General features: G+C 56.8%; 20 protein-coding genes. 10 read left to right on the forward strand and 10 right to left on the reverse strand.

What is annotated here, in order from left to right; all coding sequences use genetic code 11:
• Nucleotides 1–93: 93 nt before the first annotated feature.
• The 4 genes from devC to HPC62_RS23975 form a co-directional block, all read right to left on the reverse strand.
• Nucleotides 94–1,236: an ABC transporter permease DevC gene (gene devC / locus HPC62_RS14665; RefSeq protein WP_172356849.1), complete on the reverse strand. Its 1,143-nt coding sequence runs from the start codon at nt 1,234–1,236 to the stop codon at nt 94–96.
• Nucleotides 1,237–1,287: 51 nt separating this feature from the next.
• Complete coding sequence (locus HPC62_RS14670; protein ID WP_172356851.1) at nt 1,288–2,457, reverse strand: efflux RND transporter periplasmic adaptor subunit; 1,170 nt, start codon at nt 2,455–2,457, stop codon at nt 1,288–1,290.
• Between the two features lie 117 nt (nt 2,458–2,574).
• Complete coding sequence (locus HPC62_RS14675) at nt 2,575–3,303, reverse strand: CorA family divalent cation transporter (RefSeq protein ID WP_172356853.1); 729 nt, start codon at nt 3,301–3,303, stop codon at nt 2,575–2,577.
• Between the two features lie 308 nt (nt 3,304–3,611).
• On the reverse strand, nt 3,612–3,734 hold the full coding sequence (locus tag HPC62_RS23975; RefSeq protein WP_267313411.1) for a hypothetical protein: 123 nt from the start codon (nt 3,732–3,734) through the stop codon (nt 3,612–3,614).
• Between the two features lie 578 nt (nt 3,735–4,312).
• Here HPC62_RS23975 and HPC62_RS14680 point away from each other — a divergent pair.
• Together HPC62_RS14680 and HPC62_RS14685 are read left to right on the forward strand one after the other, a co-directional pair.
• Entirely contained in the window at nt 4,313–4,735 is a 423-nt protein-coding gene (locus HPC62_RS14680; RefSeq protein ID WP_205370648.1) for a RusA family crossover junction endodeoxyribonuclease, read from the forward strand.
• Nucleotides 4,736–4,821: 86 nt separating this feature from the next.
• Complete coding sequence (locus tag HPC62_RS14685) at nt 4,822–5,136, forward strand: hypothetical protein (RefSeq protein WP_172356855.1); 315 nt, start codon at nt 4,822–4,824, stop codon at nt 5,134–5,136.
• A gap of 30 nt (nt 5,137–5,166) precedes the next feature.
• Here the strand turns inward: HPC62_RS14685 and HPC62_RS14690 are convergent, their stop codons facing one another.
• On the reverse strand, nt 5,167–6,150 hold the full coding sequence (locus HPC62_RS14690) for a Gfo/Idh/MocA family protein (RefSeq protein WP_172356857.1): 984 nt from the start codon (nt 6,148–6,150) through the stop codon (nt 5,167–5,169).
• A gap of 553 nt (nt 6,151–6,703) precedes the next feature.
• On the opposite strand from HPC62_RS14690, the gene HPC62_RS24055 reads away from it, so the two are divergent.
• Nucleotides 6,704–8,368, forward strand: a complete 1,665-nt coding sequence (locus HPC62_RS24055) for an ATP-binding protein (RefSeq protein WP_216655263.1) — start codon at nt 6,704–6,706, stop codon at nt 8,366–8,368.
• Nucleotides 8,361–8,753 (forward strand): response regulator, encoded by a 393-nt coding sequence (locus tag HPC62_RS14700; protein ID WP_172356859.1) that lies wholly within the window; start codon nt 8,361–8,363, stop codon nt 8,751–8,753. Before HPC62_RS24055 ends, HPC62_RS14700 begins: the two co-directional genes overlap by 8 nt.
• A 108-nt stretch (nt 8,754–8,861) precedes the next feature.
• Here the strand turns inward: HPC62_RS14700 and HPC62_RS14705 are convergent, their stop codons facing one another.
• The gene (locus HPC62_RS14705; protein ID WP_172356862.1) at nt 8,862–9,449 is read right to left on the reverse strand and encodes a response regulator; all 588 of its coding nucleotides are present in this window, start codon (nt 9,447–9,449) and stop codon (nt 8,862–8,864) included.
• Nucleotides 9,450–9,867: 418 nt separating this feature from the next.
• Here HPC62_RS14705 and metH point away from each other — a divergent pair, with 418 nt between their 5' ends.
• From metH to HPC62_RS14720, 3 genes are all read left to right on the forward strand, one after another.
• Entirely contained in the window at nt 9,868–13,536 is a 3,669-nt protein-coding gene (gene metH / locus HPC62_RS14710; protein ID WP_172356864.1) for a methionine synthase, read from the forward strand.
• 243 nt (nt 13,537–13,779) lie between these two features.
• Nucleotides 13,780–15,093: an NF041680 family putative transposase gene (locus tag HPC62_RS14715; protein ID WP_172353244.1), complete on the forward strand. Its 1,314-nt coding sequence runs from the start codon at nt 13,780–13,782 to the stop codon at nt 15,091–15,093.
• 114 nt (nt 15,094–15,207) lie between these two features.
• A complete protein-coding gene (locus HPC62_RS14720) occupies nt 15,208–15,498 on the forward strand; it encodes a nucleotidyltransferase family protein (RefSeq protein WP_172356866.1) in 291 nt (96 codons plus the stop codon).
• Nucleotides 15,499–15,684: 186 nt separating this feature from the next.
• Here HPC62_RS14720 and HPC62_RS14725 read toward each other — a convergent pair whose 3' ends face one another.
• Together HPC62_RS14725 and HPC62_RS14730 are read right to left on the reverse strand one after the other, a co-directional pair.
• Nucleotides 15,685–17,136 carry a S1C family serine protease gene (locus HPC62_RS14725; protein ID WP_172356868.1) on the reverse strand — a complete coding sequence of 484 codons (1,452 nt, stop codon included), beginning with the start codon at nt 17,134–17,136 and terminating at the stop codon, nt 15,685–15,687.
• A gap of 512 nt (nt 17,137–17,648) precedes the next feature.
• On the reverse strand, nt 17,649–19,544 hold the full coding sequence (locus tag HPC62_RS14730; RefSeq protein WP_172356870.1) for a fatty acyl-AMP ligase: 1,896 nt from the start codon (nt 19,542–19,544) through the stop codon (nt 17,649–17,651).
• A 310-nt stretch (nt 19,545–19,854) separates the two neighbouring features.
• Between HPC62_RS14730 and HPC62_RS14735 the strand changes: the two genes are divergently transcribed.
• From HPC62_RS14735 to HPC62_RS14745, 3 genes are read left to right on the forward strand one after another with little or no spacing between them, the layout of a single operon-like run.
• Nucleotides 19,855–20,790, forward strand: coding sequence for a putative selenate ABC transporter substrate-binding protein (locus HPC62_RS14735; RefSeq protein WP_225910551.1), 936 nt, complete (start codon nt 19,855–19,857; stop codon nt 20,788–20,790).
• The gene (locus HPC62_RS14740) at nt 20,790–21,548 is read left to right on the forward strand and encodes a phosphonate ABC transporter ATP-binding protein (protein WP_172356872.1); all 759 of its coding nucleotides are present in this window, start codon (nt 20,790–20,792) and stop codon (nt 21,546–21,548) included. The genes HPC62_RS14735 and HPC62_RS14740 overlap by 1 nt, the downstream gene beginning before the upstream one ends.
• 16 nt (nt 21,549–21,564) lie before the next feature.
• Entirely contained in the window at nt 21,565–23,319 is a 1,755-nt protein-coding gene (locus HPC62_RS14745) for a PhnE/PtxC family ABC transporter permease (protein ID WP_172356874.1), read from the forward strand.
• Nucleotides 23,320–23,368: 49 nt separating this feature from the next.
• On the opposite strand, the gene HPC62_RS14750 is transcribed toward HPC62_RS14745, so the two are convergent.
• Nucleotides 23,369–24,172 carry a circadian clock KaiB family protein gene (locus HPC62_RS14750; RefSeq protein ID WP_172356876.1) on the reverse strand — a complete coding sequence of 268 codons (804 nt, stop codon included), beginning with the start codon at nt 24,170–24,172 and terminating at the stop codon, nt 23,369–23,371.
• A gap of 133 nt (nt 24,173–24,305) precedes the next feature.
• On the reverse strand, nt 24,306–25,685 hold the full coding sequence (locus tag HPC62_RS14755; RefSeq protein ID WP_172356878.1) for a type IV pilus twitching motility protein PilT: 1,380 nt from the start codon (nt 25,683–25,685) through the stop codon (nt 24,306–24,308).
• Between the last annotated feature and the right edge of the window lie 138 nt (nt 25,686–25,823).

Raw genomic sequence — 25,823 nt, forward strand, 5'->3', positions numbered from 1 at the left:
TCCCATCGATTGATGTACGGGCACCATTCATGTTTCCAGACGCTTGAGCGCTGGCTGAAACCCTCGCCGAAGCCTCCCCCGAAAACCCGTTAGCTAAAACACGTCCGCCGGGTCAGCAGTAATCGCCTTATTCACCGACACCAGCCCAGACAGCGCACACATCATCACCGTTAGCCCCAGCACCAGCACCGCCCGCTCCAGATCCATGCGAACGGGCAGACCTCCTGCCGTTGCTCGGATGGTTAGCTCATACAGCATCAGAGAAATGATAAATCCTGGAATGTAGCCCAGCACGGCCAGAATCACCGATTCCTGAATGACCGTGGTAAACAAAAAACGATTGCTGTAGCCCATCGCCTTGAGCGTTGCGTATTGCTTCAGATGATCCGAAATTTCCGTGTAGAGGATCTGGTACACAATCACCGTACCCACAATGCAAGACACCGCCACGCCCATGCCAAAGATAAAGCCCGTCGAGGTTGCGCCAATCCAATAGTCGCGATCGCGCTCGATGATTTGCTGCTGAGTGAACACCATCACGTCCTTGGGCAAGATTTCCCGGAGGCGATCGCTCACTTGCAGCGGATCAGCACCCTCATCGACCTGAATCAAGCCCAGATTAATTCGGTTGAGCGGAAACGGATCGAAGTAACGCCGAAAGTTTTGGTCGCTCATGATCAGCGTCCCGTCTGCTGCAAAGCCGCCGCCCAGCGTAAACTGCCCGCCAATTGTCGCCCTGCGTCCATCCGCCTCGGTGACTGTCCCCACCGTCTGCGGGCCATACTCCGGCCGCGAGAGCGTGTCGATCAGCACCGTATCAAATCGCCGCAGCGCCGCCTGGTTTTCCGGCGTTTGCATCTCCGGCATCGTAAACACCGAATCATTCGGGTTAATTCCGTAGACAAACATGGCGCGACTCTGGCGCGTTTCCACATTGCGCCATTGCAGATAGCCCACATACAGCGGCATCACGCGCCGCACCCCCGGCACCCCCGCTGCTTGATAAATTCGCTGAATAGGAAAGGGCTTGGTCGAGGTAATCTCTAACGCTTGGGGCGACACTAAAAAAATGTCGGCATTGATGCGGCTGTAGATGATTGCAGCCGTCTCCGCTAGCGAACCCAAAAAACCCAGGTTCATGAACACCAAAATGACCGCAAACGCGACTCCGGCGATCGCCACCACAAATCGCGTCTTTTCAGCAGTCAGATTCAGCAGAGCGAGGGGGGTACGCATGGGGTTTCTCTGGCCAGCACTAGCGTAGCATCGCAACGCCACAACAGGCGCTCATCTCACATCAATCCGCACATCAACCTGCAAATTTGTCAGCGCTTCCACGGGGCGGCCGTCGTCCAGTTGCACCTTCACCTCCACCACGCGGGCATCGGCATTGGCGGCCGGGTCATCGTCCAGCACGTTGTTTTTGAAGACCTGCCAGCCGATTTCTGCCACCCTGCCCGACAGCGTTTCATCAAAGGCTCCATTGCGGCTGGTGATCATGGCGGGTTGCCCAACCCGAACCAGTCCCACGTCGGTTTCATAGACCTCTGCCACAACAAACATCTGGCTGGTGTCGCCCATATCCAGCACGCTGCCGTCTTGCCCGATTGTCTCACCAGCCAGAGTGAGAATTCGTAAAATGCGCCCGGCCTGGGGAGCGCGAATAATGGTGCGCTCTAGCTGCGCTTCGGCCAGGTTCAGGTTTTGGCGGGCCGATTCGACGGCGACCTGCACCTGGCTCAGGGGCAGGTTCGCTTCCTGGGCCTGCACAGTCGCCTGGGCGCTCCGCAGCGAGGCTTGTAGGTCAGCCTCTAGGCGCACCAGGTTGGCTCTGGCATTGTTGAGCTTTTCTTCGGACTGGCGGGCGGTGCTACGCTGGCGATCGCGCTCCTGCTGAGAAATCGCTCCCTGCGCGTACAGATCTTCAAATCGGCGCAAATCCTGGTTTTTCTGCGCCAAATCTGCCTCTAGCTCCCGCACCAGCGCCTGCTGTGCCTGGAGTTCAAACTGGGCCGGGCTTTGAATCCGCTCTGCCTGGGATTGAGCCTCGCGCACCTGGGCCTGGGCAAAAGTGGTCGTCGCCCGCAGGCGCTGTTCGGCTTCGGCAAGCTGGGCCGCCGCCACATCCCGCTGGGCCCGCCGCTCGTCATAGCTTTCCAGATAGGCTAGCACCGTGCCCGTTTGCACAATATCCCCCTGGCGCACCTCCAGCCGCTGAATCCGTTCGCCCGTGGGCCCGCCCACACGCACCACTTCACCCCGTGGCTCCAGCCGTCCCAGCGCCACCACTTCGACTCGCGTAGGGGCGGGCACTTCGGTTAGCTCTGCCTCAAACGCGGCACGACGGGAAGCGACGATCTGGGCCACGCCTAACCCCAGCAGCCCCAAAGCCGCAACGCCAGCGGCGATCGCCCAGCCCCAGCCGCGCTGTCCTACCTTGCGCTTTTCACTCACCATAGATTTCCTCAGTCTGGGCGCAACTCCTGACCCATTGGGCATCCTATCGTATTTGCTTGGGCGACAGCAGATCCGGTCGGGTGAATTTGCGATCCGACGGTTGCCCAACGCCCAGCGCTACAGCCAGCGCCCCGTCACCACCCAGCGGCGGATGAGGGAACCGAGGGCGATCGCCCCCACGGACACTAACCAGAACGTGAAGGTGGAGGAGGCATCTACGCCGCTGTTCAGATTCATGCCAAACAGCGCGGCGATCGCCGTCAGCGGCAAAAACACCGCCGCCAAGATATTCAGCCGATGCCCCGCCACCAGCGCCTCCGTGGCCAGTCGATTTTGCTCCTCGGCCCGCTGGGCAATTTGGTAATCTAGCGCGTTTTTCGTGTTTTCATACAGCAGATCCAGGCTGCGATCGATTTCGTAGGCCCAGTCGCGCAGGTCGATCAGGTCGCGGTCGTCGGGAACGCCTTCGCGGGCAGCTTGCAGGGTTGCGTGCATGTTCTTGGCCGACAGGCGCAGAGGGGCGATCGCCTCCAGCAGGTGAAAGTAGTCTTCAGCACTCTCGGCCTGCCGATAGGCAATTTGCAATTTTTCCTCGGCGGTGTTGTAATTTTCTAGATGTTTCAGCAGCGGTTGCAACCCAATGCCGCCGCCGCTGTGTTCCCAGATGCCGTTGGGCTGCCGCCAAAACAGCACGCCGACGCGGGTCTGCTCACCGGCCTCAGGGGCTTTGTGCAAAATCAGCAGCAGGTGTCCGTCTACCACCATTGCCCGCTGCTTGCCGACGCTGCGTTCGCCAAATCGGTTTTGAATCGCGGGAGGTAATCGCCACGTAGGAGGAATTTTCATAAGCCTTGTCCTGTCTCATATAGTTCACGTAGTTCACGCGATGTGCAACGTTCAAGCTGCCCTCATCCCCCAACCCCTTCTCCCGACTTGGGAGAAGGGGAGCAAGGGGCTTGAAGTCCCTCTCCCAGATTGGGAGAGGGATTTAGGGTGGGGGAGATCGGCAAAGTTGCACATTGCGTATAGTTCAGTTTCTTAGTCGATTTCTACCCAGCTTTTGCCCGCTTGCGGCAACCTTTTAGCCAGCAATGCACGTCATTACTCCGGAGGAGTCCCGTGTTATTAGAGTCACTGGTATCAAACGAACTGACTCAAACGAACTGACTCAAACGAACTGACATTGATCGCGACTCGCGCCAGTCCTCTGCTTGCCAATCCAGCAATGGGTCGGGCGATCGCCCGTCGCAGACTGCCTGTGCGGGGAACTGCTCCATGAATGGAAAGAGAGCCAAAAGAAAGCCGAAAAAGAACCAGTGACTTGCGTGATAACACACATTCCAGAAAACAGACTTACTATATAGGTAACTTGGTCAGGTAACTTGATAGGTAACCTGCGTGTCTGCCAGGAAAACCATTCCCGCCACCTGTATCAATCCATACGGTCAGCATTTACCAGAAGCAGGGGTTTTGCACGGTTTATTGACGGGCAGTTCTAAACGGGCAGTTCTAAACGGGCAGTTCTAAACGGGCAATTTCTCTAAACCGCGAACAGATACCGCAGCCCGTTTTGCGTTAACCGCTGCTTCTAGCACTCTCTACTTCTAGGGGTTCCCCAGTTTTCGCTCCAGGTTTCAGCCCTGTTTGTTGGCTCCGGTTTTTAGCTTTAATATACGGGTTGCAATATCCTGACTTTGAACGCTTCGCTTCCGATGATTAACTTCTTCAGGCGATTGATTTCAAAGATCTCAGCCAGAACTTCTTTTGCTGCCATCGGCCCAGCGTTTAGCCCAGGCTTATCCCCCCCCGCATGGGCAACACCATTCAACCAACCAGCCTAACCCGTGGGACATACATGGTGCTACCCATTGAATTGATCGTGATCGGCAAGCCGATTTCGCACCAAACCAAAGACAAGGCTCGTCTGCGCGACTGGAGAGAAAAAGTGCGGCAGAGGGCGATCGCCTGCTGGAATGGCAAAGCACCGCTGGGCGATTACCTCAAGGTGATCATTACGCACTACTACGACGCGCCTCTCGGCGACGAGTCTGGTGTTCCCGACAGTGATAATATAGTGAAACCAGTGCGAGACGCGCTGAACGGGGTGATTTACGTAGACGATTATCAGATCACGGATTTCATCAGCCGCCGCCGAAACTTGAACGCTTCTTTTCGCGTTAAAGGAATGTCTACGGCGCTGGCAGAAGGATTTTGCCAGGGTGAGGAGTTTTTGCATATCCGGATAGAGGCGGCTCCCGATCCGTCTGAGCTAAGCTAGAAGACTAGGTTAGGATTTATTTGCAGTGGCGTTTTCGCGCTACCGTTTTTGCGTTATTCTTTCTGCGTTATTTAGAGTTGCCGTATATGACCCGTCCACCGAATCGGAGTCCGTTAGAGCATCAGCGCCTGCTGAAGCTTGCGCGGGAATACCGCAAGCAGGGATATCAGGTGACTCTTTATCCTGCTCCAGAAGATTTGCCGTCTCCGCTGGCTCACTGTTCCCTAGATCTGGTAGCCCGGCGCGACGAAAAGGCGATCGCCGCCGAAGTCCGCACCCGCGAAAGCCTGACGCTCAACGGCCCTGACGACCTCCGCAAGCTCAGCGAGTCTGTCAAGAAAATTCCCGGCTGGGAGTTCGAGCTAGTCATTACCAATCCCCGTAAGAAGGCAGAGGGGTAGGGAGCAATCCTTCGCTACTCTATTCCTCGATTACTCCACGACTCCAACCACCTCCCCCTTCTCCGCCGAAATCCTTGCCGCCTCTGCCACCGCCAGGGCATAGAGGCTGTCCGCCACCGACACATACAGCGGCTTGCCTTCGGTGAGAAAGTCCAGCACGGCGGCCGTGTCGCGAGCAAACAGGCCCCGGCGACTGCCCAACTCAAGAGGCTGCGTCTGGTCGGGCAAGATGAGTTCGCCGCTGTCGCCATTGAGGGCGATCGCCCCCGTTTCCCCCTGGATCGTCAGCGTCCGCTCCGCCGCCCACAGCGCCTCCCCCTTGCCGTAAATCACATCGCCCAATAGCCCACTGGCAAACCGCAGTTGAGCCGTACAAACGCAGGTGGTAAACCGGGAATTGGCGGCATCGGGCTGCCAGTAGCGGGTCTGGCAACTGACCGTTTTCACCGGGCCAAACAGGTTCGTGAGCCGATGCACCCGCGACAGCGCCCCCACCAGCGGAAAGCCAAACTCCGCCATGTCATAGGTCCACTTTTCGGGAGCGGGCTGCTTGGGCGTGAGGTCGCTATAGCGCAGATAGAACGGCGTGCCAATGGTGGGCAGGGCGGTTTGGATGGCTTCGTGGATGCCGCTCAGCAGTTCGATATGTTCCACATGCAGCAGGCAGTTTTGGGATGTCGCCAGCGCAGCGAGATCCTTGGCAGTCGCCAAATCCAGCGCCAGCGGATATTCCACCACGACGTGCTTGCCTGCTTGCAGCGCGGCTCTCACAACGGTCGCATGTTGCGCGTTGCCAGTAGACACGATCACCAGGTCAATATCCGTCCGCTGCACCAGAGTGCCCCAATCGTCAGTCGCTTCTGCATCGAGGGGTTCTGCCAAAGACTGAGCGCGGGAGAGGTCACGGCTGGCGATCGCCACCAGTTGCGTCCGAGCATCTGCCTGCACCAGTTCGGCGCGGGTCTTAGCCGCGTAGCCCGTGCCCACAATCCCCACCCGAATCATCTGCTCCATAAATTGAGATTTCCTGTGAGATTTCCTGAGACTTCCTGTGCAACCTTCCTCTGCATCATGCCAGATTTTCCAGACCTCCAGATCTTTATTTAGATTTTAAGTAGGGCATCATAGGCCATAAAAAACTGAAAAACACCTTCAAAAACTCGATTGAGTCAACCGACAAAAGCGTTAGATGATTAAATAACGCGCGTCAAATAAGCTATCAAAGAGGCAAGCAGCCTGCTAAATCTAAACCATAACCTACAAGGATTTCAACTTCGTTCCTCTCTTCATCATTCCATGATAAAAACAAGCTAATATCAAGTAGGACAAAAATCCTCAAACATAAGCACAGATTCAGTCAATTGGCCGAAAGTGCGTCTCTTGTGGCCGATCCTAAATCGAGACGTGTAAATTTTCCGCACAGGCTGTCAATAATAAGTGTATTAATGCAGAGTGTAAGGTTTCCCCAGCAGGATCTAAATGGGCTTATCCACAACGCATAGTTGGAAGAGCAAAGTAGATCTGGAAATTCGCATAGTTGCATAGAGTCAAGTAGCAAGGTTATATCATGATTTTTCCAGCCTCAAGCAGGTTCAAATTTGGGCTTTCAACAGGTTCAGTAATTGTGACTGCCCTAGCCTTTGCAGTTATAAGCAGTTCTGCAATCTATGGATTAGATCGGATGGCAGAGCGCAGTAACAACGCCCGGCTCCTGTTGACGCAGATTAAGGAACAGGTGAGTCGTCTCAATGCTTTAGAGTGGGAGGGATTTTCTAAGCAGAAAATTGATGAAGATCTTGCCGAAGAGATTGCCGAGAACCGAGAAAATACTGATGAAATCCTTGAAGGGCTTGAGCAGCTTAAACAGGGAAAATACCAAGCTGATCTAGAGCGTATCCTGGCTCTACACACCGTCTATCAACAGAAGATGGCAGCAGTTTTTAGTCTGATTGAGGCTGGACAAGTTGAGCAGGCCTCTGAGGCTGAGGCAGACGAAATTGATGAAATCTATGACGATCTCTATGCCGAGATTATGGCGCTAGAGAAGGTGTATATTGAGCAGCATCAAAGAACACGCTTCCTAGTAAACCTAGGAACTACCCTCTCTCTCGTATTCTCTGCCTCAGCCATTAGCCTAGTTTTTCATGAATTTAGTAAAAAATTGTGGCAGAAAAATCTTGCTCTGGAGTCAGCATTCACCGAACTCAAAAACACTCAGGAGCATCTAGTTCAGCAGGAGAAAATGGCTGCCTTGGGACAGCTAATTGCTGGAGTGGCTCATGAGATCAATAATCCATTGGGAGCCATCCAAGCCGCTGCAAGCAATACAAACCACGCGCTCAAAGAGGCGATCGCCGGCTTGCCCAAATTACACCATCGTCTCACGCCTGAGCAGCAAGAGAGCTTCTTTGAGCTGATTTCTAAGGCACTGACTCCTCCGCTGTCTCATCAAGAGCAGCGTTCTATCAAGCGAGAACTTACGGCTCAACTAAAGTCTCAGGGTGTTGATGATCCTAGATACTTGGCAGATTTACTGATTGATATTGGAGTTCGCAAGGATCTTGAATTTCTGTCGCCGATTCTCAAAAGTGAACATCAAGATTGGGCGATTTGTTTAGCTCACAACCTCGCCAGTTCTTTTCTCAATAACCAAACGATTCTAAGAGCAGTTGAGCGTTCCTCTAAGATCGTTTTCGCTCTCAAGAGCTATGCTCGATTCGACCAAACTGGAGAACAAAAGCAGCTCCAAATTACTGACGGCATTGAAAATGTGCTGGAAATCTATCACAACCAGATTAAGCGAAATATTCAGCTAGTTCGCAGCTATCAGCAGGTTCCTGATATTTGGGGATACCCTGACGAGTTGATTCAAGTCTGGACAAATCTGATTCATAATGCAATTCAGGCAATGGAATCCGGTGGAACATTAACCATTTCAGTCATCGAGAAGAATGGAGGACTTGAAGTAAGAATTGCTGACACTGGCAGCGGCATTCCACAGGAAGTTCAAACGCAGATGTTTGACGCATTTTTCACCACTAAGGCTGCTGGAGAGGGTAGTGGTTTAGGGCTGTACATTAGTAAAAAAATCATTGACAAACATCGTGGATCTATAGAAGTAGAAAGCCATCCTGGGAACACTGAATTTAGGGTTTGGCTACCTGCCAATAAAGTGTCCAGCAAAAACACTGATCCCATTGAGAACACTACTGAGGAATTGGCTCATGTCTGACGCGGCAATCTTGTGTGTTGATGATGAAGCAGTTGTTATCGCTGCGCTGAAATCTCAGCTACAGCGGCTATTTGGTCGTCGGTATTTGTATGAATTTGCTCAAAGTGCCGAAGAAGCTTGGGAAATTATTAGTGAATTGGAGGAAGAATCCATCAAAATTTTGATAATCGTGTCTGACTGGCTCATGCCTAACGTAAAGGGGGATGAGTTTTTGCGCCAAGTTCATCAGCAATTTCCGCAAATTGTAACGGTTATGCTGACGGGGCAGGCCGATGAAGCGGCTATTGAGCGAGCGAGACAGCAGGCCAATCTCTACACTTGCCTTCGCAAACCCTGGAAAGAGTCAGATTTGGAGCGGGTGATTACCTCAGCGCTAAGCCATTAGGCTTGGCATAATTTCTTGCCATTCGCTCTTTCCATCCTCTATTCAAGGTTTCTTACTAAAGGCGAATCTATTCTAGGCAAGCTGGTTCTGGTTGCCCACGACTTTGCGCTATCCCAACTTCTGGCGCACTAGGGCGACGACCTGCGCCATCTGCTTTTTCAGGGTTTCTACTTCCGTTCGCAGGCGGGCATTTTGGTTGCGGAGTTGCTGCACTTCGGCCTTGAGTTGCTGGAGTTCGGTGGCTCCGTTGGGCCCAACGGCGGGAGCGTCTTCCACCTCTGCTGGAGAGCGCATCGGAATCGCTGCCACCTCTTGGCGATCCTTTGCCTTAGCCGTGGCAGAGCGAATTGCGTTGAACAGATGCGACTGACCAAACGGCTTGCCGACAAATTCAAAATAGTCAAACAGTTCCGGCACGGTTTTTTCCACATCTTCGCGGCGACCCGACATCATCACGATCGGGATCGACTTGAGCCGGGGATCGGCCTGGATTGTCTGCACTACTTCCCAGCCGTTCATGCGCGGCATAAAGAAATCCAGCAGCACTAAATTGGGGCGCTCCTGGCGAATCACATGTAGCCCTTCCACCCCGTCTCGCGCCTCGATCACCTCATAGCTGCCGCGCGGAAGCATGTCTCGTACCTGCATCCGAATCGTCTTGCTGTCGTCCACAATCAGGATCTTGAGGCTCGCCATAGGGGTTATCGCGTTGCACGCCGTTGTGCAGATGAGGAGGAAGATGCAGGGCGATCGCCCCAACAGCGATCGCTCTATTCCCAAGTGTATGCATAAGTGAGGATTCCCTCACGCTTGCGTTTCATTTCGCTTTTTTTCTCTGAACTTCACCGTTGGCCGCACCCAGATTGTCTGGTGAATCCTGAGACTTGCAGGGGCGATCGCTTGGGTCACACCAGCGAGTGAGATACGCTAGACAATACCGACAAAAGACAATACTGACAAAAGACAACATCGACAAACCCTAGAACGACTGTGCCAGCCCTCACCCTAAATCCCTCTCCCACCGGGAGAGGGACTTTGCTCCCCTTTTCCTGCAGGAGAAGCAGCCGGGAGATGAGGGCAAACCCTGCCTCCACACCAAGCTCAACTTGCACCTATGAACAGCGCCTTTCTCAATCGTCTCCATAGCCCCGATCGCCCGGTGATTGTCTTCGATGGCGCGATGGGCACCAACCTTCAGGTGCAAAACCTGACGGCAGAAGACTTTGGTGGCGCAGAGTATGAGGGCTGCAACGAGTATCTGGTCGTCACCCAGCCAGAAGCCGTTGCCAAAGTGCATCGGGACTTTCTCGCCGCTGGGGCCGATGTGATCGAAACCGACACCTTCGGTGCAGCCTCCATTGTGCTGGCGGAATATAACTTGGGCGATCGCGCTTATGAACTCAACAAGCTGGCAGCGGAACTGGCAAAACGCTGCGCCGAAGAATTTTCCACCCCCGAAAAGCCCCGCTTTGTGGCCGGGTCGATGGGCCCCACCACCAAGCTGCCCACCCTCGGCCACATCGACTACGACACCATGAAGGCGGCTTTTGAGGAACAAGCAGAGGGACTGTTTGACGGCGGCGTGGATTTGTTCATTGTGGAAACCTGTCAGGACGTGCTGCAAATCAAGGCGGCGCTGAACGCAATCGAGGCGGTGTTTGCGCGGAAGGGCAAACGTCGTCCGCTGATGGTCTCTGTGACGATGGAAATTCAGGGCACGATGCTGGTTGGCTCCGACGTGGCCGCCATGCTTACCATTCTGGAACCCTACCCCATCGACATCCTGGGGCTAAACTGCGCCACCGGCCCAGACCGCATGGCCGACCACATCCGCTATCTGTCGCAGCATTCTCCCTTTGTCATTTCCTGCATCCCCAATGCGGGCATCCCCGAAAACGTTGGCGGCCATGCCCACTACAAGCTCACGCCAATGGAACTCCGCATGGCCCTGATGCACTTTGTCGAAGACTTGGGTGTGCAGGTGATCGGCGGCTGCTGCGGCACGCGCCCAGAACATATCCAACAGCTAGCCGAAATCGCCCCCACCCTCAAGCCCAAAGCTCGGGCCGTCAGGAGTCAGCACCCACCCACCACAAACCATCCCCCCAAAAATCCAAAATCCGAAACCCAAACCCCCTCCCCCCGCCCCGCCCTCTCCTACATCCCCGCCGCCGCCTCTATCTACAGTGCCCAGCCCTACGACCAGGACAACTCCTTCCTGATCATTGGCGAACGCCTGAATGCTAGCGGCTCCAAAAAGGTGCGGGAGTTGCTGAATGCGGAAGATTGGGACGGGCTAGTGGCCGTAGCGCGATCGCAGGTCAAAGAAGGGGCCCATGTCCTGGATGTGAACGTAGACTACGTGGGACGCGACGGCGAACGAGACATGCGGGAACTGGTGTCGCGCTTGGTGACAAACGTAAACCTACCGCTGATGCTGGACTCCACCGAATGGCAAAAGATGGAAGCGGGTCTAAAAGTCGCAGGCGGCAAGTGCATCCTCAACTCAACAAACTACGAAGATGGCGACGAGCGCTTCTTCAAGGTGCTGGGACTAGCCAAGACCTACGGTGCGGGGATTGTGGTGGGCACGATCGATGAAGAGGGCATGGCTCGGACGGCGGAAAAGAAATTTGCGATCGCCCAACGGGCCTACCGCGATGCACTAGAATACGGCATTCCGCCCTACGAAATCTTCTACGACCCGCTGGCACTGCCCATTTCCACAGGCATCGAGGAAGACCGGGAAAACGGCAAGGCCACTATCGAAGCGATTCGCCAGATCCGCCAAAACCTGCCAGGGGTTCACATCCTGCTGGGCGTGTCGAATATCTCCTTTGGCCTCAGCCCCGCAGCGCGGATCGTGCTGAACTCGATGTTTCTGCATGAGGCAACGGCGGCGGGCATGGACGGGGCGATCGTCAGCGCCGCCAAAATCCTGCCCCTGGCCAAGATCGATCCGCAGCATCAGGAAGTCTGCCGCCAGCTCATCTACGACCAGCGGCGGTTTGAAGGCGAGGTCTGCGTCTACGATCCGCTGACAGAACTCACCAAACTATTCGAGGGCGTTTCGGCCAAAGACACCCGCTCCGGCGGCTCCCTCGCCGATCTGCCCATCGAGGAGCGCCTGAAGCAGCACATCATCGACGGCGAACGTATCGGGCTGGAAGAAGCCCTCACCGAAGCGCTGAAGACCTACAAGCCGCTGGACATCATCAACACCTTCTTGCTGGATGGCATGAAGGTCGTCGGCGACCTGTTTGGTTCTGGACAAATGCAACTTCCCTTCGTGCTGCAATCGGCGGAGACGATGAAAGCCGCCGTCGCGCACCTGGAACCGTTTATGGACAAGGAAGAATCCGGCGGCAATGCCAAAGGCACGTTTCTAATTGCCACGGTGAAGGGCGATGTGCATGACATTGGCAAAAATCTGGTGGACATCATCCTCACCAACAACGGCTATCGCGTGATTAACCTGGGCATCAAACAGCCTGTGGATAACATCATTGATGCCTACTTTGAACACCAGGCCGACTGCATTGCCATGAGCGGGCTGCTGGTGAAGTCCACCGCCTTTATGAAAGAGAACCTGGAAGTGTTTAACGAGCGCGGCATCACTGTGCCCGTTATCCTGGGCGGCGCAGCGCTCACGCCCAAGTTTGTCTACGAAGATTGCCAAAACACCTATAAAGGGAAGGTGATTTACGGCAAAGATGCCTTCTCTGATCTGCACTTTATGGACAAGCTGATGCCCGCGAAGGCAGCAGGCCGGTGGGATGATGTGCAGGGCTTTTTGGATGAGCAGGGTCAGGATTCAGCGTTGTCTGAAGCACCGGAGGCAGAAACAGAAACAGAGGCGATCGCCCCTCCAACTGCCCTTCCTGCCAACGCTCCCACTGCTCCTGCCATCGCAGACACCCTGCGCTCCGAAGCCGTAGCCCTCGACATTCCCCGCCCCACGCCGCCCTTCTGGGGCACGCAGATCCTAAACCCAGAGGACATTTCGCTAGAGGACGTGTTCTGGTACTTGGACTTGCAGGCGCTGATTGCCGGACAATGGCAGTTCCGCAAACCCAAAGATCAGACCCGCGAAGCCTACGATGCTTTCCTGAAGGAAAAGGCCTATCCCATCCTGGCGCAGTGGAAACAGCGCGTGCTGGCAGAAAACCTGCTGCGGCCGCAGGTGGTCTATGGCTATTTCCCCTGCCTAGCCGAGGGCAACTCGCTGCATCTCTTCGACCCCGCCGCTGCCCAGAATGGCAAGAAACCAAGCGACTTGCAGCCCGCCGCCACCTTCAACTTCCCCCGGCAAAAGTCCCTCCGACGACTCTGCATTGCCGATTTCTTCCTGCCCAAGGATCAGGCAACCACCTTCGATGTCTTCTCCATGCAGGCGGTGACGGTCGGCGACATTGCTACGGAGTTTGCTCAGCAGCTATTCGCCGCCAACCAATACACCGACTATCTCTACTTCCACGGGCTGGCAGTGCAGACGGCAGAAGCGCTGGCAGAGTGGGTTCACGCCCGCATTCGGCGCGAACTGGGCTTTGGCGCAGCGGAACCCGACACCATTCGCGACGTGCTGGCACAGCGCTATCAGGGGTCGCGCTATAGCTTTGGCTATCCGGCCTGTCCAAACATTCAGGATCAGTATACGCAGCTTGACCTGCTGGGAGCCGAGCGCATCGGGCTGCACATGGATGAAAGCGAACAGCTTTATCCGGAGCAATCGACGACGGCGATCGTGGTGTATCACCCGACTGCGAAGTATTTCAGCGCCTAGTGGAGATTGACGAGGTGTTGGGGTGTTGGGGTGACGGGGAGAGAGCGTTCCTCTCGAACGTTTGCACTGTAAAGAAGAGAGTTAAAAAAACAAGAAAGAAGAGAGTTTCGTTCTTCGCTTATCGTTCTTCGTTTTTTCACGGTTTCTCATGAACTTTAGTTTGGACTAATGGTGAAGAGGAAGGCAGTCAATGAGAAGCACCGACTGCCGTAAGGTCAATGAAGTACAACCAACATTGACCCCATGATTTTCAACGAACTTCAGCAATTTCGCCAAACGTTGTATGCCAGCTTGGGAAACGCCAGAGATGCCCTGTTTGATCTGATGGATGCCGTGTTAGTGAGTGCGTGCATCGTGTCGTTTGTGAGGCTATCGCAGAGTCCTGTCTTTCGTCGCCAGTGGTCGAGCACCTATGAAGCGTTGCGCGATAGCCGCCTACCCCGATCAAAGGTGCTGAAGCTGTTGGTGCAGCAGATACCGACTCAGCAGCAACCGTTGTTGGCAGGTGATGCGAGTCGGTGGAACCGTCCTGCTGCCAGGCGTTTGAAAGACCGCACCTTATCAGGCAGAACAGGACATGCCCCGATAGCCGGACAAAACTACAGTACCTTAGCCTGGATTGCTGAAGACAGGGGCAGTTGGGCATTACCATTGCGGCATGAGCGCATCACCAGCTTTGAAACACCCGCCAGTAAAGCGGCATTCCAACTCAAACAAGTGACTCGGCAGTTAGCGGTGCGTCCGTTGGCGATCTACGACCGAGGGTACGGCAATGCCAGTTTTGTCAACCAAACGGCAGGGATTGAGGCAGACTTGCTGCTGCGGGTTACATCCAATCGATGTGTCTATGGCGCGCCCCCAGCGTATCGAGGGCGAGGCGCACCTGCCAAGCATGGACATAAGATGAAACTCAATGACCCTGACACTTGGAGTGTCCCGGTCGAAACCGTTGAAGTCGATGATCCCAACTGGGGACGAGTGCGGGTCAGTCGTTGGAGTGCATACCATTTCCGCAAATCCCCCAAACGGGCAATGGAAGTGTTGCGCGTGGAGGTGCTGGAGACACAGAGCAGCACGCGACGCTTGGCTCCTTTGTGGTTAGTTTGGCTGGGTGAGCAGATGCCTCCGTTAGAAACCCTGTGGTTGCACTACCTCCGTCGCTTTGCCATTGAACACTGGTATCGCTTTGCCAAGCAGAGGCTATATTGGACACATCCCCAGTTCAGTTCTGTATCGGCAACCGAACAGTGGAGCAGCCTGATGCCGTTGCTCAGTTGGCAGTTGTGGTTAGCGCGAAAGGACTGTACTGACCACCCCTTGCCCTGGCAGGCACCGCAAGAAACGTTGACTCCGGGTCGGGTCGCACAAGCGTTTGCAGGCATTTTGGCAGCGATTGGCACCCCTGCTCCTGCGCCTAAACCTCGTGGTAAATCGCCAGGACGAGGCAAGGGGCACAAGCCAACTCCTCGTCCCTGCTATCCGATGGTCAAAAAACGAGCCTCGAAACGCAAGACATCCGAACAATCCCTGAACAGTCCGGTTGCAACAGCAGCTTAACTGCGAGCAGGATTGTATCCAATTCCTTAAGTTCAACTGTTATGAACGGTTGAGCAGATTCTTTATGGCATCCTGTTGAGCATTATTGTGATGCCAGTTAGTCCAAACTAAAGCATGAAACGAGATGAGGTGATCGTATTGGTGCAAGCCCATCGCTCTCAGCTTCAAGCGCTGGGTGTGAAGTCGCTCGATTTGTTTGGCTCCGTGGCGCGGGATGAGGCGCGGGATGATAGCGATGTCGATTTTTTGGTAGGGTTCGATCGCCTAGGCGGATTGTTTCAACTGTTTCGGGTGCGCCACTATTTAGAGGATCTGCTGGACTGCAAGGTGGATTTGGGCACTGCAAAGGCGCTGAGAGAGCATGTTCGTGAACCCGTGATGAAAGATTTGCGGCATGTCATCTAGATCGTGGGATTTAAGAATTCAAGACATTTTGGGGGCGATCGCCCGCGGGTTTTGGCACAGAGCCATAATGCCTCTGCGGCGGGGTGCTGGACTGGCTGCTAGACTTCCCGCCGCAGGGGCATTGGTTTGCGTTCAGATTCACGCTTCAGATTTACGCTTCAGATTCATGCTTCAGCAAGCATCACCTCAGCGCTGCGACACTCGGTTTGCACCGGGTAAATCCTGCGTGTCGAGGATGGAGATAAAGAACTCGCCGCGATCGCCCGGTTCCACACCACCCACAATCAGCCGATACCAGCCGTCGGCAGGCAGTTCAAACCGCACGCTGCCCTGGCGCTCTGCCTTGCCTTCCACCACGCGATCGCCATTGGGGTCGCGCACAATCAGGTACGGATTAAACGCCGAGTTCACAATCAGCGCAACGGTCTGTCCGGCGCGTCCCTGGAAGTTGTAGGCACGGCAAAGGGAGCCATCGTCGAAACAGGGTGCAGTGCTGGCATCCAGCATTCCCCGCTCCACCAAAATTGGCTGCGAGATTTGCAGGTCATACTGCCCAGACTGATTTTCGCCAGCCGCCATTGCCAGCACGGTGTATTGCCCGCTCTGGGTCAGCTTTTGCACCACCAGCGCATCTCGATTCGCCCCATTACTCTGATCCAGGGCGATCGCCCGTCCATCGGGCCCGACCAGCACCAGTCGCGATCCGGCCTGACGGCTCGACATTCTCAGCATCACCGCCTGCCCCGCCTCTGCCTCGAAGGTGTAAATATCCGTAGGACTGTAATCGGCGCAAAAGCGGCTGTCACCGGGCTGCAAGTTGCCCTGCACGTTGCCACGGGCCAGGGAGATGGGCTGGCTGATGGATTGGCTGGATGAGGCCACGGCGGGAATCACATACTGCCCAACGGGGAACCGTAGCCCCTGCCGATGGGCCTCTACAAACAGCCGCACCTGCCCCACCGACACGGCGAAATTCACGTTTTGGGCATCGCGAGCGCCCGACTTGGTAATGCCCACGATCCGCAACTGGCTATCAATCACCGGCCCACCGGAATTGCCCGGATTCACCGGTGCATTAAACACGACCACACCCTGAGGAATGTGAATGTTGTTGACCGTCCCTTCTACAATCGATGGGGAGCGCGGGGTACTACCAACGGGAAAACCCAATGCCCAAATGTTCTGCGCTTTTGTGATGGAACTGGCATCGGCAAGGCGCAGGGTGGGGAGGTTGCGCTGATTGGGCAGTTGCAGCAGCGCCAGATCCAGGCAGTCCGCATCGCCCATTGCCACAACCTCTGCCCGCACTTCGCGACCCTGCACAGTCACAATTACTTCCCGCGCTCCGGCAACCACATGGGCATTGGTGACGATTAATCCACTGGGGTCGATGATCACGCCGCTGCCTGTGCCGCTGCCATTGCGACCGTTGGCGCGGATGTGAACCACAGCAGCTTCGGCATCTTGAATATTACTCCGCGACTGGGCGGCGGCCGATTGGGTGAGGGAAGTGCCGGGGGTGGTCAGGGCAAATTCGCTGACGAGCGTGGTGGCGATCGCCGTTTGCAGCAGCAGCAGGCTAGAGGCAGCCAGATGAGCAAAACGAACGGGCTGGGGACGTGCAAAGGAGCGTACCATAGAGCATGACCTCCGTAGGGGTGTTAGGTAGTTCAGTGCAATGGTCGGAGCGTGATCAGAGGGCGATCGCAGGGATGTATGCCATCGTGCGAACTTGTCAACCAGCTAGTGAAATTTGACTGAAATTTGATATGTATAAAAGCTTACGGTTTCGATTCTCGATTTCCTTCCGAAACACAATCCAGAACAAAAACCAAAGCGGTATGTTAAAGTTCTTTTTGGACTGCCAACTGGGTTCCAAAAAGAAGTATTTCTCCGGTCAGTAAGCTTATGCAGTATGCTGCTTCGAGCCGTTGCTGCTTAACCGTTGCGGCTTAATTGCAGGGGTTGCTTGAAGCTGTTGTTAGTACAATAGGGCGATCGCCCCAGCCGTAGCACTCCCCTTTCCCGCACGTTTCATTGCGCTCACAGGAAAAGGGGGTTGCATAAAAGTGCAAGCAGACAGGAAAAGGGGCAGGAAAAGGGAGTATTGCTCCTGCCTTCTAGCGTTTGTTTTTTATATCTTCTGTGCCCTAAGCCCGGCCAAGCTTAGCTCGCAGCCGCGCCACCAGGCGAATCAGGTGGGTACGCGGACTGAGGTAGCGCCGCACTAGGCTGGAAACATCGAGAGAGTCGGGCGATCGCCACACGTCGATCACCGCCAGACTGCCCTCCAAAAACTGCTGCCGACAGCGACTCCGCTGAATTTTGCCGCTGGAGGTGCGGGGCAAGCCGCCGGGTTTCACCAGGGCGATCGCCCCCACGTCTACAAAATGTTCCCGAAACGCCACCCACCGCACGGTTTCCACCACGTCTGGCAAACACAACCGCTGGCGGGCGCTGCGTTCTACTTCCTGCACAATCACCAGCCGCTCTTCGCCCGCTGCGTCGCCCCCCAGTTCACCATCGATCGGCGCGGCAAAAACCGCACAACCGCCCGCACGAAACGCCGGATAGCACGATTCCACCGTCTGCTCAATGTGCTGCGGATAGTGGTTGAAACCCCACAACACCAGCACATCGTGTAGCCGTCCGGTGATGAACAGTTCCCCCGCTTGCACAAAGCCCAAGTCACCCGTCCGCAAAAAGCCGCCCTCGCCCGTGGCCAGCGTCACCCCAAACGGATTCTCTTGCTCCGGCGGATGCTGCCAATAGCCCTTGCCGATGCCGCTCCCCGCCACCCAGATTTCGCCAATTTCCCCATCGGCGCAGGGCATCCGCGTGTCTCGATTGACGATTTCTACTCGCGTGTCTAGCCAGGGGTGTCCGCAACTGATTAAGGTCTGCGTCCGCCGTGCGCCAGGGCGGGCAAGGCCGGGACGGGCCGGTTCGCAAATCTCCACGCGGTTTTGCTCCAAGCTTTGCGTGTCCACATGCAGCATTTTGGGAGGCAAATGCTTAGCGCCGCCCGTGATGAACAGCGTCGCCTCGGCCATGCCGTAGCACGGGTAAAATGCCTCCGGGCGAAATCCACAGGGGCGAAATTTTTCGGCAAACTGGTCAAGCGTGGTCTGCCGCACGGGTTCTGCGCCGCAAAAGGCAATGTCCCAGGTGGACAGGTCGAGGCGATCGCGCTGGTTTTCGGTAACGTATCGACCCAGCAGGCCATAGGCAAAGTTGGGGCCGCCGCTGGTGGTTGCGCCGTAGCGTGCGATCGCCTCCAGCCAGCGCACGGGCTTCTGCACAAAGGCAATCGGCGACATCAGCACGCACAGCGACCCGGCATAGAGCGAGTACAAAATATTGCCAATCAGCCCCATGTCGTGAAACAGCGGTAGCCAGCCCACGCCCACCGACGCTTCGGTATGCTGAAACGCGCCGTGGAGCATCTGCTGATTGGCCCAGAGGCAGCCGTGGGTCACCATTACGCCCTTGGGTGTGCCCGTGGAGCCAGACGTATATTGCAAAAAGGCCAGGCTGTCGGGCGATAGGTCGGGCCTGCTCCAGCCCGCTGCTGAGGCGCGACCCGTTTCATGGGTCAGCCAGCAGATCGGGTGTGCCGGGGGCAAGGCAGGGACGAGCTGGCGCTGGAGCTTGGGCAAGAGCGATCGCCCCGTCAGCACGCCCGCCGACCCCGACCCCACCAACCGCGCCGCTACGTCGGCCACCCCCTGCTGATTGCGGGGCGGATGGCAGGGGACGGGAACCACCTGCGCCGCCAGACAGCCCAAAAACGCCACGATAAATTCCAGCGCCGCCTCGTAGGAATAGACCAGCGTCAGGCGATCGCCCGGTGCAAACTGCTGCTGGAGCCAGGCCGCCATTGCGGTCGCCTGCTGGTATAACCCGGCGTAGGTCAGGTGTCCCGCTTCGGTTTCGCCATCCTGCAAAAAGATGAACGCCTGTCGGTCTGGATGAACGTGCGATCGCCGCTCCAACAACTCGACCAGGTTAGACGGTTCCGGTGTCAAATGAATAAAATCGCTCATCTTTGGACTAGGCAGCTTTTGGACACCCTCTGAAAGGTAGTCTGACTGGGCCAGATACTCAAGTTCTGCAGGCAGACCTGATAGAATCCAAGACTGGATGCTAGACAGAATGCAAAACGTCGTCCATCAGAGCTAATTTGTAAAGGAACCTGAAAGCCTTGTTAATCAAGGATTTCCGAGAAACCGCTTTTCCTGGGCAAACATGACCTCAAAGCCACACATGCCAAAAGTTTCAGGCTTCTTAAGATTTGCTTCATAAATTAGCTCTCAAGACAGCACAAGACAGAGTTTTACATAAGCCATTAACCTGATGATGACCTCCTTCAAACGCCGCTCATTGTTGTTGGGCACTTTGGCAGTGCTTTTGGTGAATGCCTGCGCGGGTAGCCCGACCGCCCAAAACCCTGAAACTGGTTCACCTGCCGGAACTGCCGCCCCCTTGGTAGTTGGCTCGATTCCCGACCAAGACCCCGAAAAGGTGCAGCGACAGGCCGAGAAGCTGGCCGCCTATCTAGAATCAAAGCTGGGCGTGCCCGTGAAGTATCAGCCCGTTACGGACTATGCGGCTGCGGTCACGGCCTTCAAGGTGGGTGATCTAGATCTGGTGTGGTTTGGTGGGCTGACGGGTGTGCAGGCGCGGCTGCAAGTGCTGGGGGCCCAGGCGATCGCCCAGCGCGACATCGACGAACAATTCACCAGCGTCTTCATTGCCAACACCCAGAGCGGCATTGCGCCCTTTACTGACCTCAAAGACCTTAACACGCTCAAAGGGCGCACCCTCACCTTTGGCAGCGAATCTTCTACCTCTGGTCGGCTGATGCCGCAATATTTCATTCAGCAGGCAGGCATGACGTTGTCAGATTTCAAAGGGGAAGTGGGCTTTTCGGGCAATCACGATGCCACCATCAAGCTGGTGGAAGCAGGAACCTACGAAGTCGGCGCACTGAATTCTCAAGTCTGGGAATCGCGAGTGGCGGAGGGTGCAGTAGACACCAATAAGGTGCAGGTGATTTGGACCACGCCGCCCTACTACGACTATCACTGGGTGATTAGCCCAGAGGTGGAAGAGCGCTATGGCCAGGGCTTCATCCAAAAGGTACAGGCGGCATTTACGGAGCTAGACCCGGCGAACCCAGACCAGAAAGAGGTGCTGGAGTTGTTTGGCGCGGCAAAGTTTATTCCCACAAAAAACGAGAACTACTCGCAGATTGAGTCTGTCGGTCGCCAGATTGGCAAGATTCAGTGATGGGCCCGCCCATTTTTTACCTCAGCCAGGTGACGCGCCAGTTTCAGGGGCTCACGGCTCTGGCCGAGGTGAACCTGAGCATTGCTGCTGGGGAAAGGGTCGCGCTGATTGGCCCCAGCGGCGCGGGCAAGAGTACCCTGCTGAGTCTGCTGAACGGGACGCTGCTGCCATCGGCGGGGCAGGTGACGGTGCTGGGGCAAGACCTGCGGCGGCTGTCGCCTCGGCAGCGACGGCGGGTGCAGCGGCAAATTGGGACGGTCTATCAGCAGCATCACCTCGTCACCAATCTGTCGGTGATTCACAACGTCAATGCCGGACACCTAGGGCGCTGGTCGCTGGCCAAGGCCGCTTGGTCGCTGCTGTGGCCCCAGTCGGTAGAGATCGCTGCACGGGCGCTGGCTCAGGTTGGCATTGCCGAGAAGCTGTATGTTCGCACCGATCGGCTATCGGGCGGCGAGCAGCAGCGAGTGGCGATCGCCCGTGTGCTGGTGCAAGATCCGGTGGCCATCCTGGCAGATGAGCCGATCGCCAGCCTCGACCCGGCCCGCGCCCACGACCTGATGGCGCTGCTGTGCCGCCTGACAGAGCAGAGTGGCAAAACGCTGGTGATCAGCTTGCACGATATCGAATATGCGTTTCAGTACTGCACGCGGCTGGTGGGGCTGCGGCAGGGGCAGATTCAGTTCGACGCGCCGCCTGCCCAAGTGACGGACGCGATGATCCACGAGTTATACCGCCTAGAGCAGCCTGTCCTTTAACCGTTTCTGCACCCCGATGCCCGCTGCACCCACTGCCCTCCCACCGCCTCCCCCCTGGCTGAACCGCCGCAACGGGTGGGGATTGGTAATGCTGGGGGCGATCGCCCTTTCGCTCTACGCCACGGGCATCGGACGACCAGACGCGACCCTGGTCAACCCCGGCGGCTGGGGCCAGTTTGTGGAGTTTTGGGCCAGCAGCCTGCGGCCCGACCTCAGCCGCGACTTTCTAGAGGTAATTGCCAGGGCAACTTTTGTCACCTTTGCCTATGCAGTCTGCGGCACGACCCTGAGCGTGGCGCTAGGGCTGGTGGGCGGCGTGCTGTCGTCGGAAACTTGGTGGCGGACGGTGTTGCCGAGGGCGGCGGCGGGCGGCGCGTGGGCGGCTCCCCTTTGGCTGCTGATTCGCGGGCTGCTGGCGGTTCCCAGGGCGATTCATGAACTCCTCTGGGGCCTGTTTTTTTTGAATATTCTGGGGCTAAATCCGCTGGTGGCGGTGCTGGCGATCGCCCTGCCCTTTGGGGCGATCGTGTCTAAGGTATTTGCCGAAATTTTTGACGAAACGCCCCAGGAACCGCTGGAATCCCTCCTGGGCAGCGGAGTGTCGCCGCTGGCAGCGTGGCTCTACGGACTGTTGCCCCAGGCGTTTCCAGATTTGCTGTCCTACACGACCTATCGGTTCGAGTGTTCGCTGCGGTCGGCGGCGGTGCTGGGGGTGATCGGCGCGGGTGGGCTGGGCTATGAAATTTTGCTGAGCCTGCAATCGCTCCGCTATGGGCAACTCTGGACGGGGTTCTATGCGCTGGTGCTGCTGAATGGCGGGGTCGATTGGTGGAGCAGCTGGGTGCGGCGCAGGTTGGGCTTCACCAGTCGGCTAGATCTCAACGTGGCCCAAAGATCCCAAAATTCCCACGCCCCAAAGCCCAATCTGCAAACTGCCAATCCCTGGCCGCTGCGGCTATCCTGGGGGGCGATCGCCCTGTCGATTCCGCTCTGCTTTTGGGGATTGGGCATCGACTGGACGCGGCTCTGGTCGGCCCGCACGCGACGACTCTTGGGCGACATTGCAGCGGCCGCCACGCCCCAGTGGCCCAGCCCGGCCGAATGGGCAACGCTGCTCCACCTGTCGGGCTTGACGCTGGTGATGTCCATTCTGGCGATCGCCCTGGCCGGATTGGGCGGGGTGCTGCTGTCTTTTCCTGCGGCCCAGACCTTTCTCCTGCCCGGCGGCTGGCTGCGGCCGCTAGACGACCCCACAACGACCCAAGCCCCCCTGGCCTGGCTGCTGCTGGTGGCAACCCGTTTGCTGCTATTGCTCAGCCGCGCTGTGCCTGCCCCCATCTGGGCGCTGGTGTGTCTGTTTGTGCTATTTCCAGGCATTTTGCCGGGGGCGATCGCCCTGGGTCTGCACAATTTGGGCATCCTGGGCCGCCTCATGGCCGAGGTCAACGAAAACTTGGACGAGCGCCCCGTGCGATCGCTCCACGCCCTGGGCGCATCCGGTGGGCAGGCAATTCTCTACGGCGTGTTGCCCCAAAACCTGGGGCGATTTCTGGCGTATACCCTCTACCGCTGGGAGGTCTGTATGCGCGAAACCGTAATCGTTGGACTGGTGGGCGCAGGGGGGCTGGGCCGCCTCCTGACCGAGCAACTCAGCAGCTTTGACTACGGCAGGCTGGTGCTAACGCTGGGGTGCTTTGTGGCGCTCACTTTTCTGGTGGATTTGATTAGCCAGCAGATGCGATCGGTCGTCAGCGGCAAAGGGGAGGCGTGATAGCTGCCGGAGTGAAGAGAGCCTTTTGTCATTCCAGGCTGCTCGCGCCCTATCTCTCCATCATCCCGCTTTCCATCTCTCCGTTCGAGGCGAGCAGCAGTTGCATGACGCGGCTGGCATCTTCGAGCCGCCCAGTGACACGACGGACTGGCTCTGGCCAAACCCTGACGAGGGTGGGGGTAGCAGCCACCTGGTCTTGCTCGGCCAGCTCAGGGAACTTGTATACGTCGATGATTTTCAGCGTGTAGGGCTGCTGAATCAGGTCTTCGAGCAGGCGATGCAGGTTCGTTAAAATCGCCTCCGTCACGTCGCTGTTGCTCGACACATAGAGGCGCAGCACATAGCCCTGTTTGGAGAAATCCGGCGACTGGGCTTGCCACGATAGCCGACTCCAAGACGATGGCTGAGCCTCTGGCTGGCTGACCTGCTGAATTGTCGGAGATTCGTAGCAAATCACCAAATCGTGCGATCGCCACAGTTCGGGAAAGCGGCTCTGATAGGTCAGCAGCATCAGCGACTCGTCCAGGTTGTCGGGCGGCTGCACGGTTTGCCAGAGCAAGTCCCCAGTGCCAAAGACGGCATTCAGCACGGCCTGATGCCGCGCCACCAGGGGATACACCTCAGCGGATGTGAGGACAGACTGGTTTTCGGGCGATCGCCAGCGGTCGATGGACGCGGTGTACCACGGCACAAGGAACAGCGGCGGCTCCGACAGATCGAGCCACTCCTGAAGCGCCGCGCACAGGTGCAAATGCCAATGGCTCTGCTTGTCTGGATCGATGCAGTACACCAGGTCGCCCCCCGGCGTAAACAGGGCAATTCCCTTGTATAGCTCTGGTAACGGGGCTTTCATGGAAAATCAACCGCCAGGCACAGGGGTGCAGGAATGTGCAAAAACAGGAATGTGCAAAAAAGCGAGAAGGGTAGATCTTTCGCACCCGATACAGTCCGAAAAATCCACCCCAGGAACCGTTGAGCTTTGCAACTTAGACGCGCCCGCGCAGAATCTGCGCCATTTCGTTGGGCTTGGGCGACATTTCCAGCGCCGTTTCTTCGGTGATCCGTCCCGCCTCATACAGCTTATAGAGGGACTGGTTCATCGTACACATGCCGTCAAAGTTGCATCGCGGAATCAGCGCTTCCACTTCGTCCAGATCGCCCTTGCGGATATAGTCGCGAATTGCGTCTGTGTTGATCAGAATATCGTGGAAGGCGGCCCGCTTGCCGTCGGTGGTGCGGCAGAGGCCCTGCGCGATGACGGCCACCAGCGATTCGGCGATCGCCACCCGCATGGGTTCCTGCTGATCCGGCGGATACAGCCCCAAAATCCGCTCGATGGTCTTCACAGCGCTGTTGGTATGCAGCGTTCCCATCACCAAGTGACCTGTTTGCGCGGCTTTCAGGGCAGTGTTCACGGTTTCAATGTCCCGCATTTCTCCCACCAGAATCACGTCCGGATCTTCCCGCAGCGAGGCCTTCAGTGCTGCGTCAAACTTCATCGTGTGAATGCCCACTTCCCGCTGGCGGATCAGGCACTTGCGGCTTGTGTGGACAAATTCAATCGGGTCTTCAATGGTGACGATATGCTTGGGCATTTCGCTGTTCATGTAGTCCACCATCGCCGCCATCGTGGTCGATTTACCCGACCCGGTTGGCCCTGTCACCAGGATTAGCCCCTTGTGATAGTGGCAGATTTCCTTAAACACAGGCGGCAGGTTCAACTGCTCGATGGTCAAAATCTTCAGCGGAATTAGACGCATCACCATCGCCGGCCCGCGCAGCGAATCAAAGATATTGATCCGGACGCGGGCGAAGTCGTATTGCGTTGCGCCGTCAAAGTCGAGCGTGTCCTTAAACCGCTGAATCTCGGCATCCGAGAGAATTTCTTGCAGCCAGCTAAAGAAGGTATCGAGATCGGTGACTGGATACTCGGTCATGTCGATCTCGCCCCGGTTGCGGAAGCGCGGCGTTTCGCCCACGCCCAAGTGAATATCGGAATAGCCTTTGTCGTAGGCTTCGCGAACGATTTGCGCCAGCGTCGGCTGACCGGGTGCAGCCTTGCTGCGGGAGGTCTGCATCGGCGGCGGCGCAGCGGGACGGTGTCCCATCATGGGCGGCGGCGCGGGTGTGGGCGGTGGCTTCACCGCTGGAGCGCCCATTCCGGGCATTGCACCCGCCGAAGCAGGGTTGACGCGAGTGCCGGGTGCTGTGTTGGCCTGGGTCGATGCGAAGGTTTGCGAGGGCATTTGCTGGCTGGTTTGCCCCAGATCGCCCATCGGTGGAGCGCTGGCAGGCGGACGACCCGGCGGTGGCGGCGTGCGGGGAACGGAGTTGGGCGGAATGCTTGGGCGTTGTGCGTCTGTCATAAGTCCACGTCTCGCAAACGATGGGGAAGCGTGTTCACTGGCGGCGTTTCTGAGCGGACACTGTTAAGCCAGATTTAAGCCAGATTTCGGTTCATCCAGAGTTTGGTTAAGCCAGATTTCAATCCCTAACCAGTAGAG

This window comes from Thermoleptolyngbya sichuanensis A183 (assembly GCF_013177315.1).
GTDB classification, from domain to species: Bacteria; Cyanobacteriota; Cyanobacteriia; order Elainellales; family Elainellaceae; genus Thermoleptolyngbya; species Thermoleptolyngbya sichuanensis.

What these genes read in the sequence shown, in the direction of transcription:
- devC (WP_172356849.1), bottom strand. Translation starts at nt 1,236, where the DNA reads ATGCGTACCCCCCTCGCTCTGCTGAATCTGACTGCTGAAAAGACGCGA.
- HPC62_RS14670 (WP_172356851.1), bottom strand. Translation starts at nt 2,457, where the DNA reads ATGGTGAGTGAAAAGCGCAAGGTAGGACAGCGCGGCTGGGGCTGGGCG.
- HPC62_RS14675 (WP_172356853.1), bottom strand. Translation starts at nt 3,303, where the DNA reads ATGAAAATTCCTCCTACGTGGCGATTACCTCCCGCGATTCAAAACCGA.
- HPC62_RS23975 (WP_267313411.1), bottom strand. Translation starts at nt 3,734, where the DNA reads ATGGAGCAGTTCCCCGCACAGGCAGTCTGCGACGGGCGATCGCCCGAC.
- HPC62_RS14680 (WP_205370648.1), top strand. Translation starts at nt 4,313, where the DNA reads ATGGTGCTACCCATTGAATTGATCGTGATCGGCAAGCCGATTTCGCAC.
- HPC62_RS14685 (WP_172356855.1), top strand. Translation starts at nt 4,822, where the DNA reads ATGACCCGTCCACCGAATCGGAGTCCGTTAGAGCATCAGCGCCTGCTG.
- HPC62_RS14690 (WP_172356857.1), bottom strand. Translation starts at nt 6,150, where the DNA reads ATGGAGCAGATGATTCGGGTGGGGATTGTGGGCACGGGCTACGCGGCT.
- HPC62_RS24055 (WP_216655263.1), top strand. Translation starts at nt 6,704, where the DNA reads ATGATTTTTCCAGCCTCAAGCAGGTTCAAATTTGGGCTTTCAACAGGT.
- HPC62_RS14700 (WP_172356859.1), top strand. Translation starts at nt 8,361, where the DNA reads ATGTCTGACGCGGCAATCTTGTGTGTTGATGATGAAGCAGTTGTTATC.
- HPC62_RS14705 (WP_172356862.1), bottom strand. Translation starts at nt 9,449, where the DNA reads ATGGCGAGCCTCAAGATCCTGATTGTGGACGACAGCAAGACGATTCGG.
- metH (WP_172356864.1), top strand. Translation starts at nt 9,868, where the DNA reads ATGAACAGCGCCTTTCTCAATCGTCTCCATAGCCCCGATCGCCCGGTG.
- HPC62_RS14715 (WP_172353244.1), top strand. Translation starts at nt 13,780, where the DNA reads ATGATTTTCAACGAACTTCAGCAATTTCGCCAAACGTTGTATGCCAGC.
- HPC62_RS14720 (WP_172356866.1), top strand. Translation starts at nt 15,208, where the DNA reads ATGAAACGAGATGAGGTGATCGTATTGGTGCAAGCCCATCGCTCTCAG.
- HPC62_RS14725 (WP_172356868.1), bottom strand. Translation starts at nt 17,136, where the DNA reads ATGGTACGCTCCTTTGCACGTCCCCAGCCCGTTCGTTTTGCTCATCTG.
- HPC62_RS14730 (WP_172356870.1), bottom strand. Translation starts at nt 19,544, where the DNA reads ATGAGCGATTTTATTCATTTGACACCGGAACCGTCTAACCTGGTCGAG.
- HPC62_RS14735 (WP_225910551.1), top strand. Translation starts at nt 19,855, where the DNA reads ATGATGACCTCCTTCAAACGCCGCTCATTGTTGTTGGGCACTTTGGCA.
- HPC62_RS14740 (WP_172356872.1), top strand. Translation starts at nt 20,790, where the DNA reads ATGGGCCCGCCCATTTTTTACCTCAGCCAGGTGACGCGCCAGTTTCAG.
- HPC62_RS14745 (WP_172356874.1), top strand. Translation starts at nt 21,565, where the DNA reads ATGCCCGCTGCACCCACTGCCCTCCCACCGCCTCCCCCCTGGCTGAAC.
- HPC62_RS14750 (WP_172356876.1), bottom strand. Translation starts at nt 24,172, where the DNA reads ATGAAAGCCCCGTTACCAGAGCTATACAAGGGAATTGCCCTGTTTACG.
- HPC62_RS14755 (WP_172356878.1), bottom strand. Translation starts at nt 25,685, where the DNA reads ATGACAGACGCACAACGCCCAAGCATTCCGCCCAACTCCGTTCCCCGC.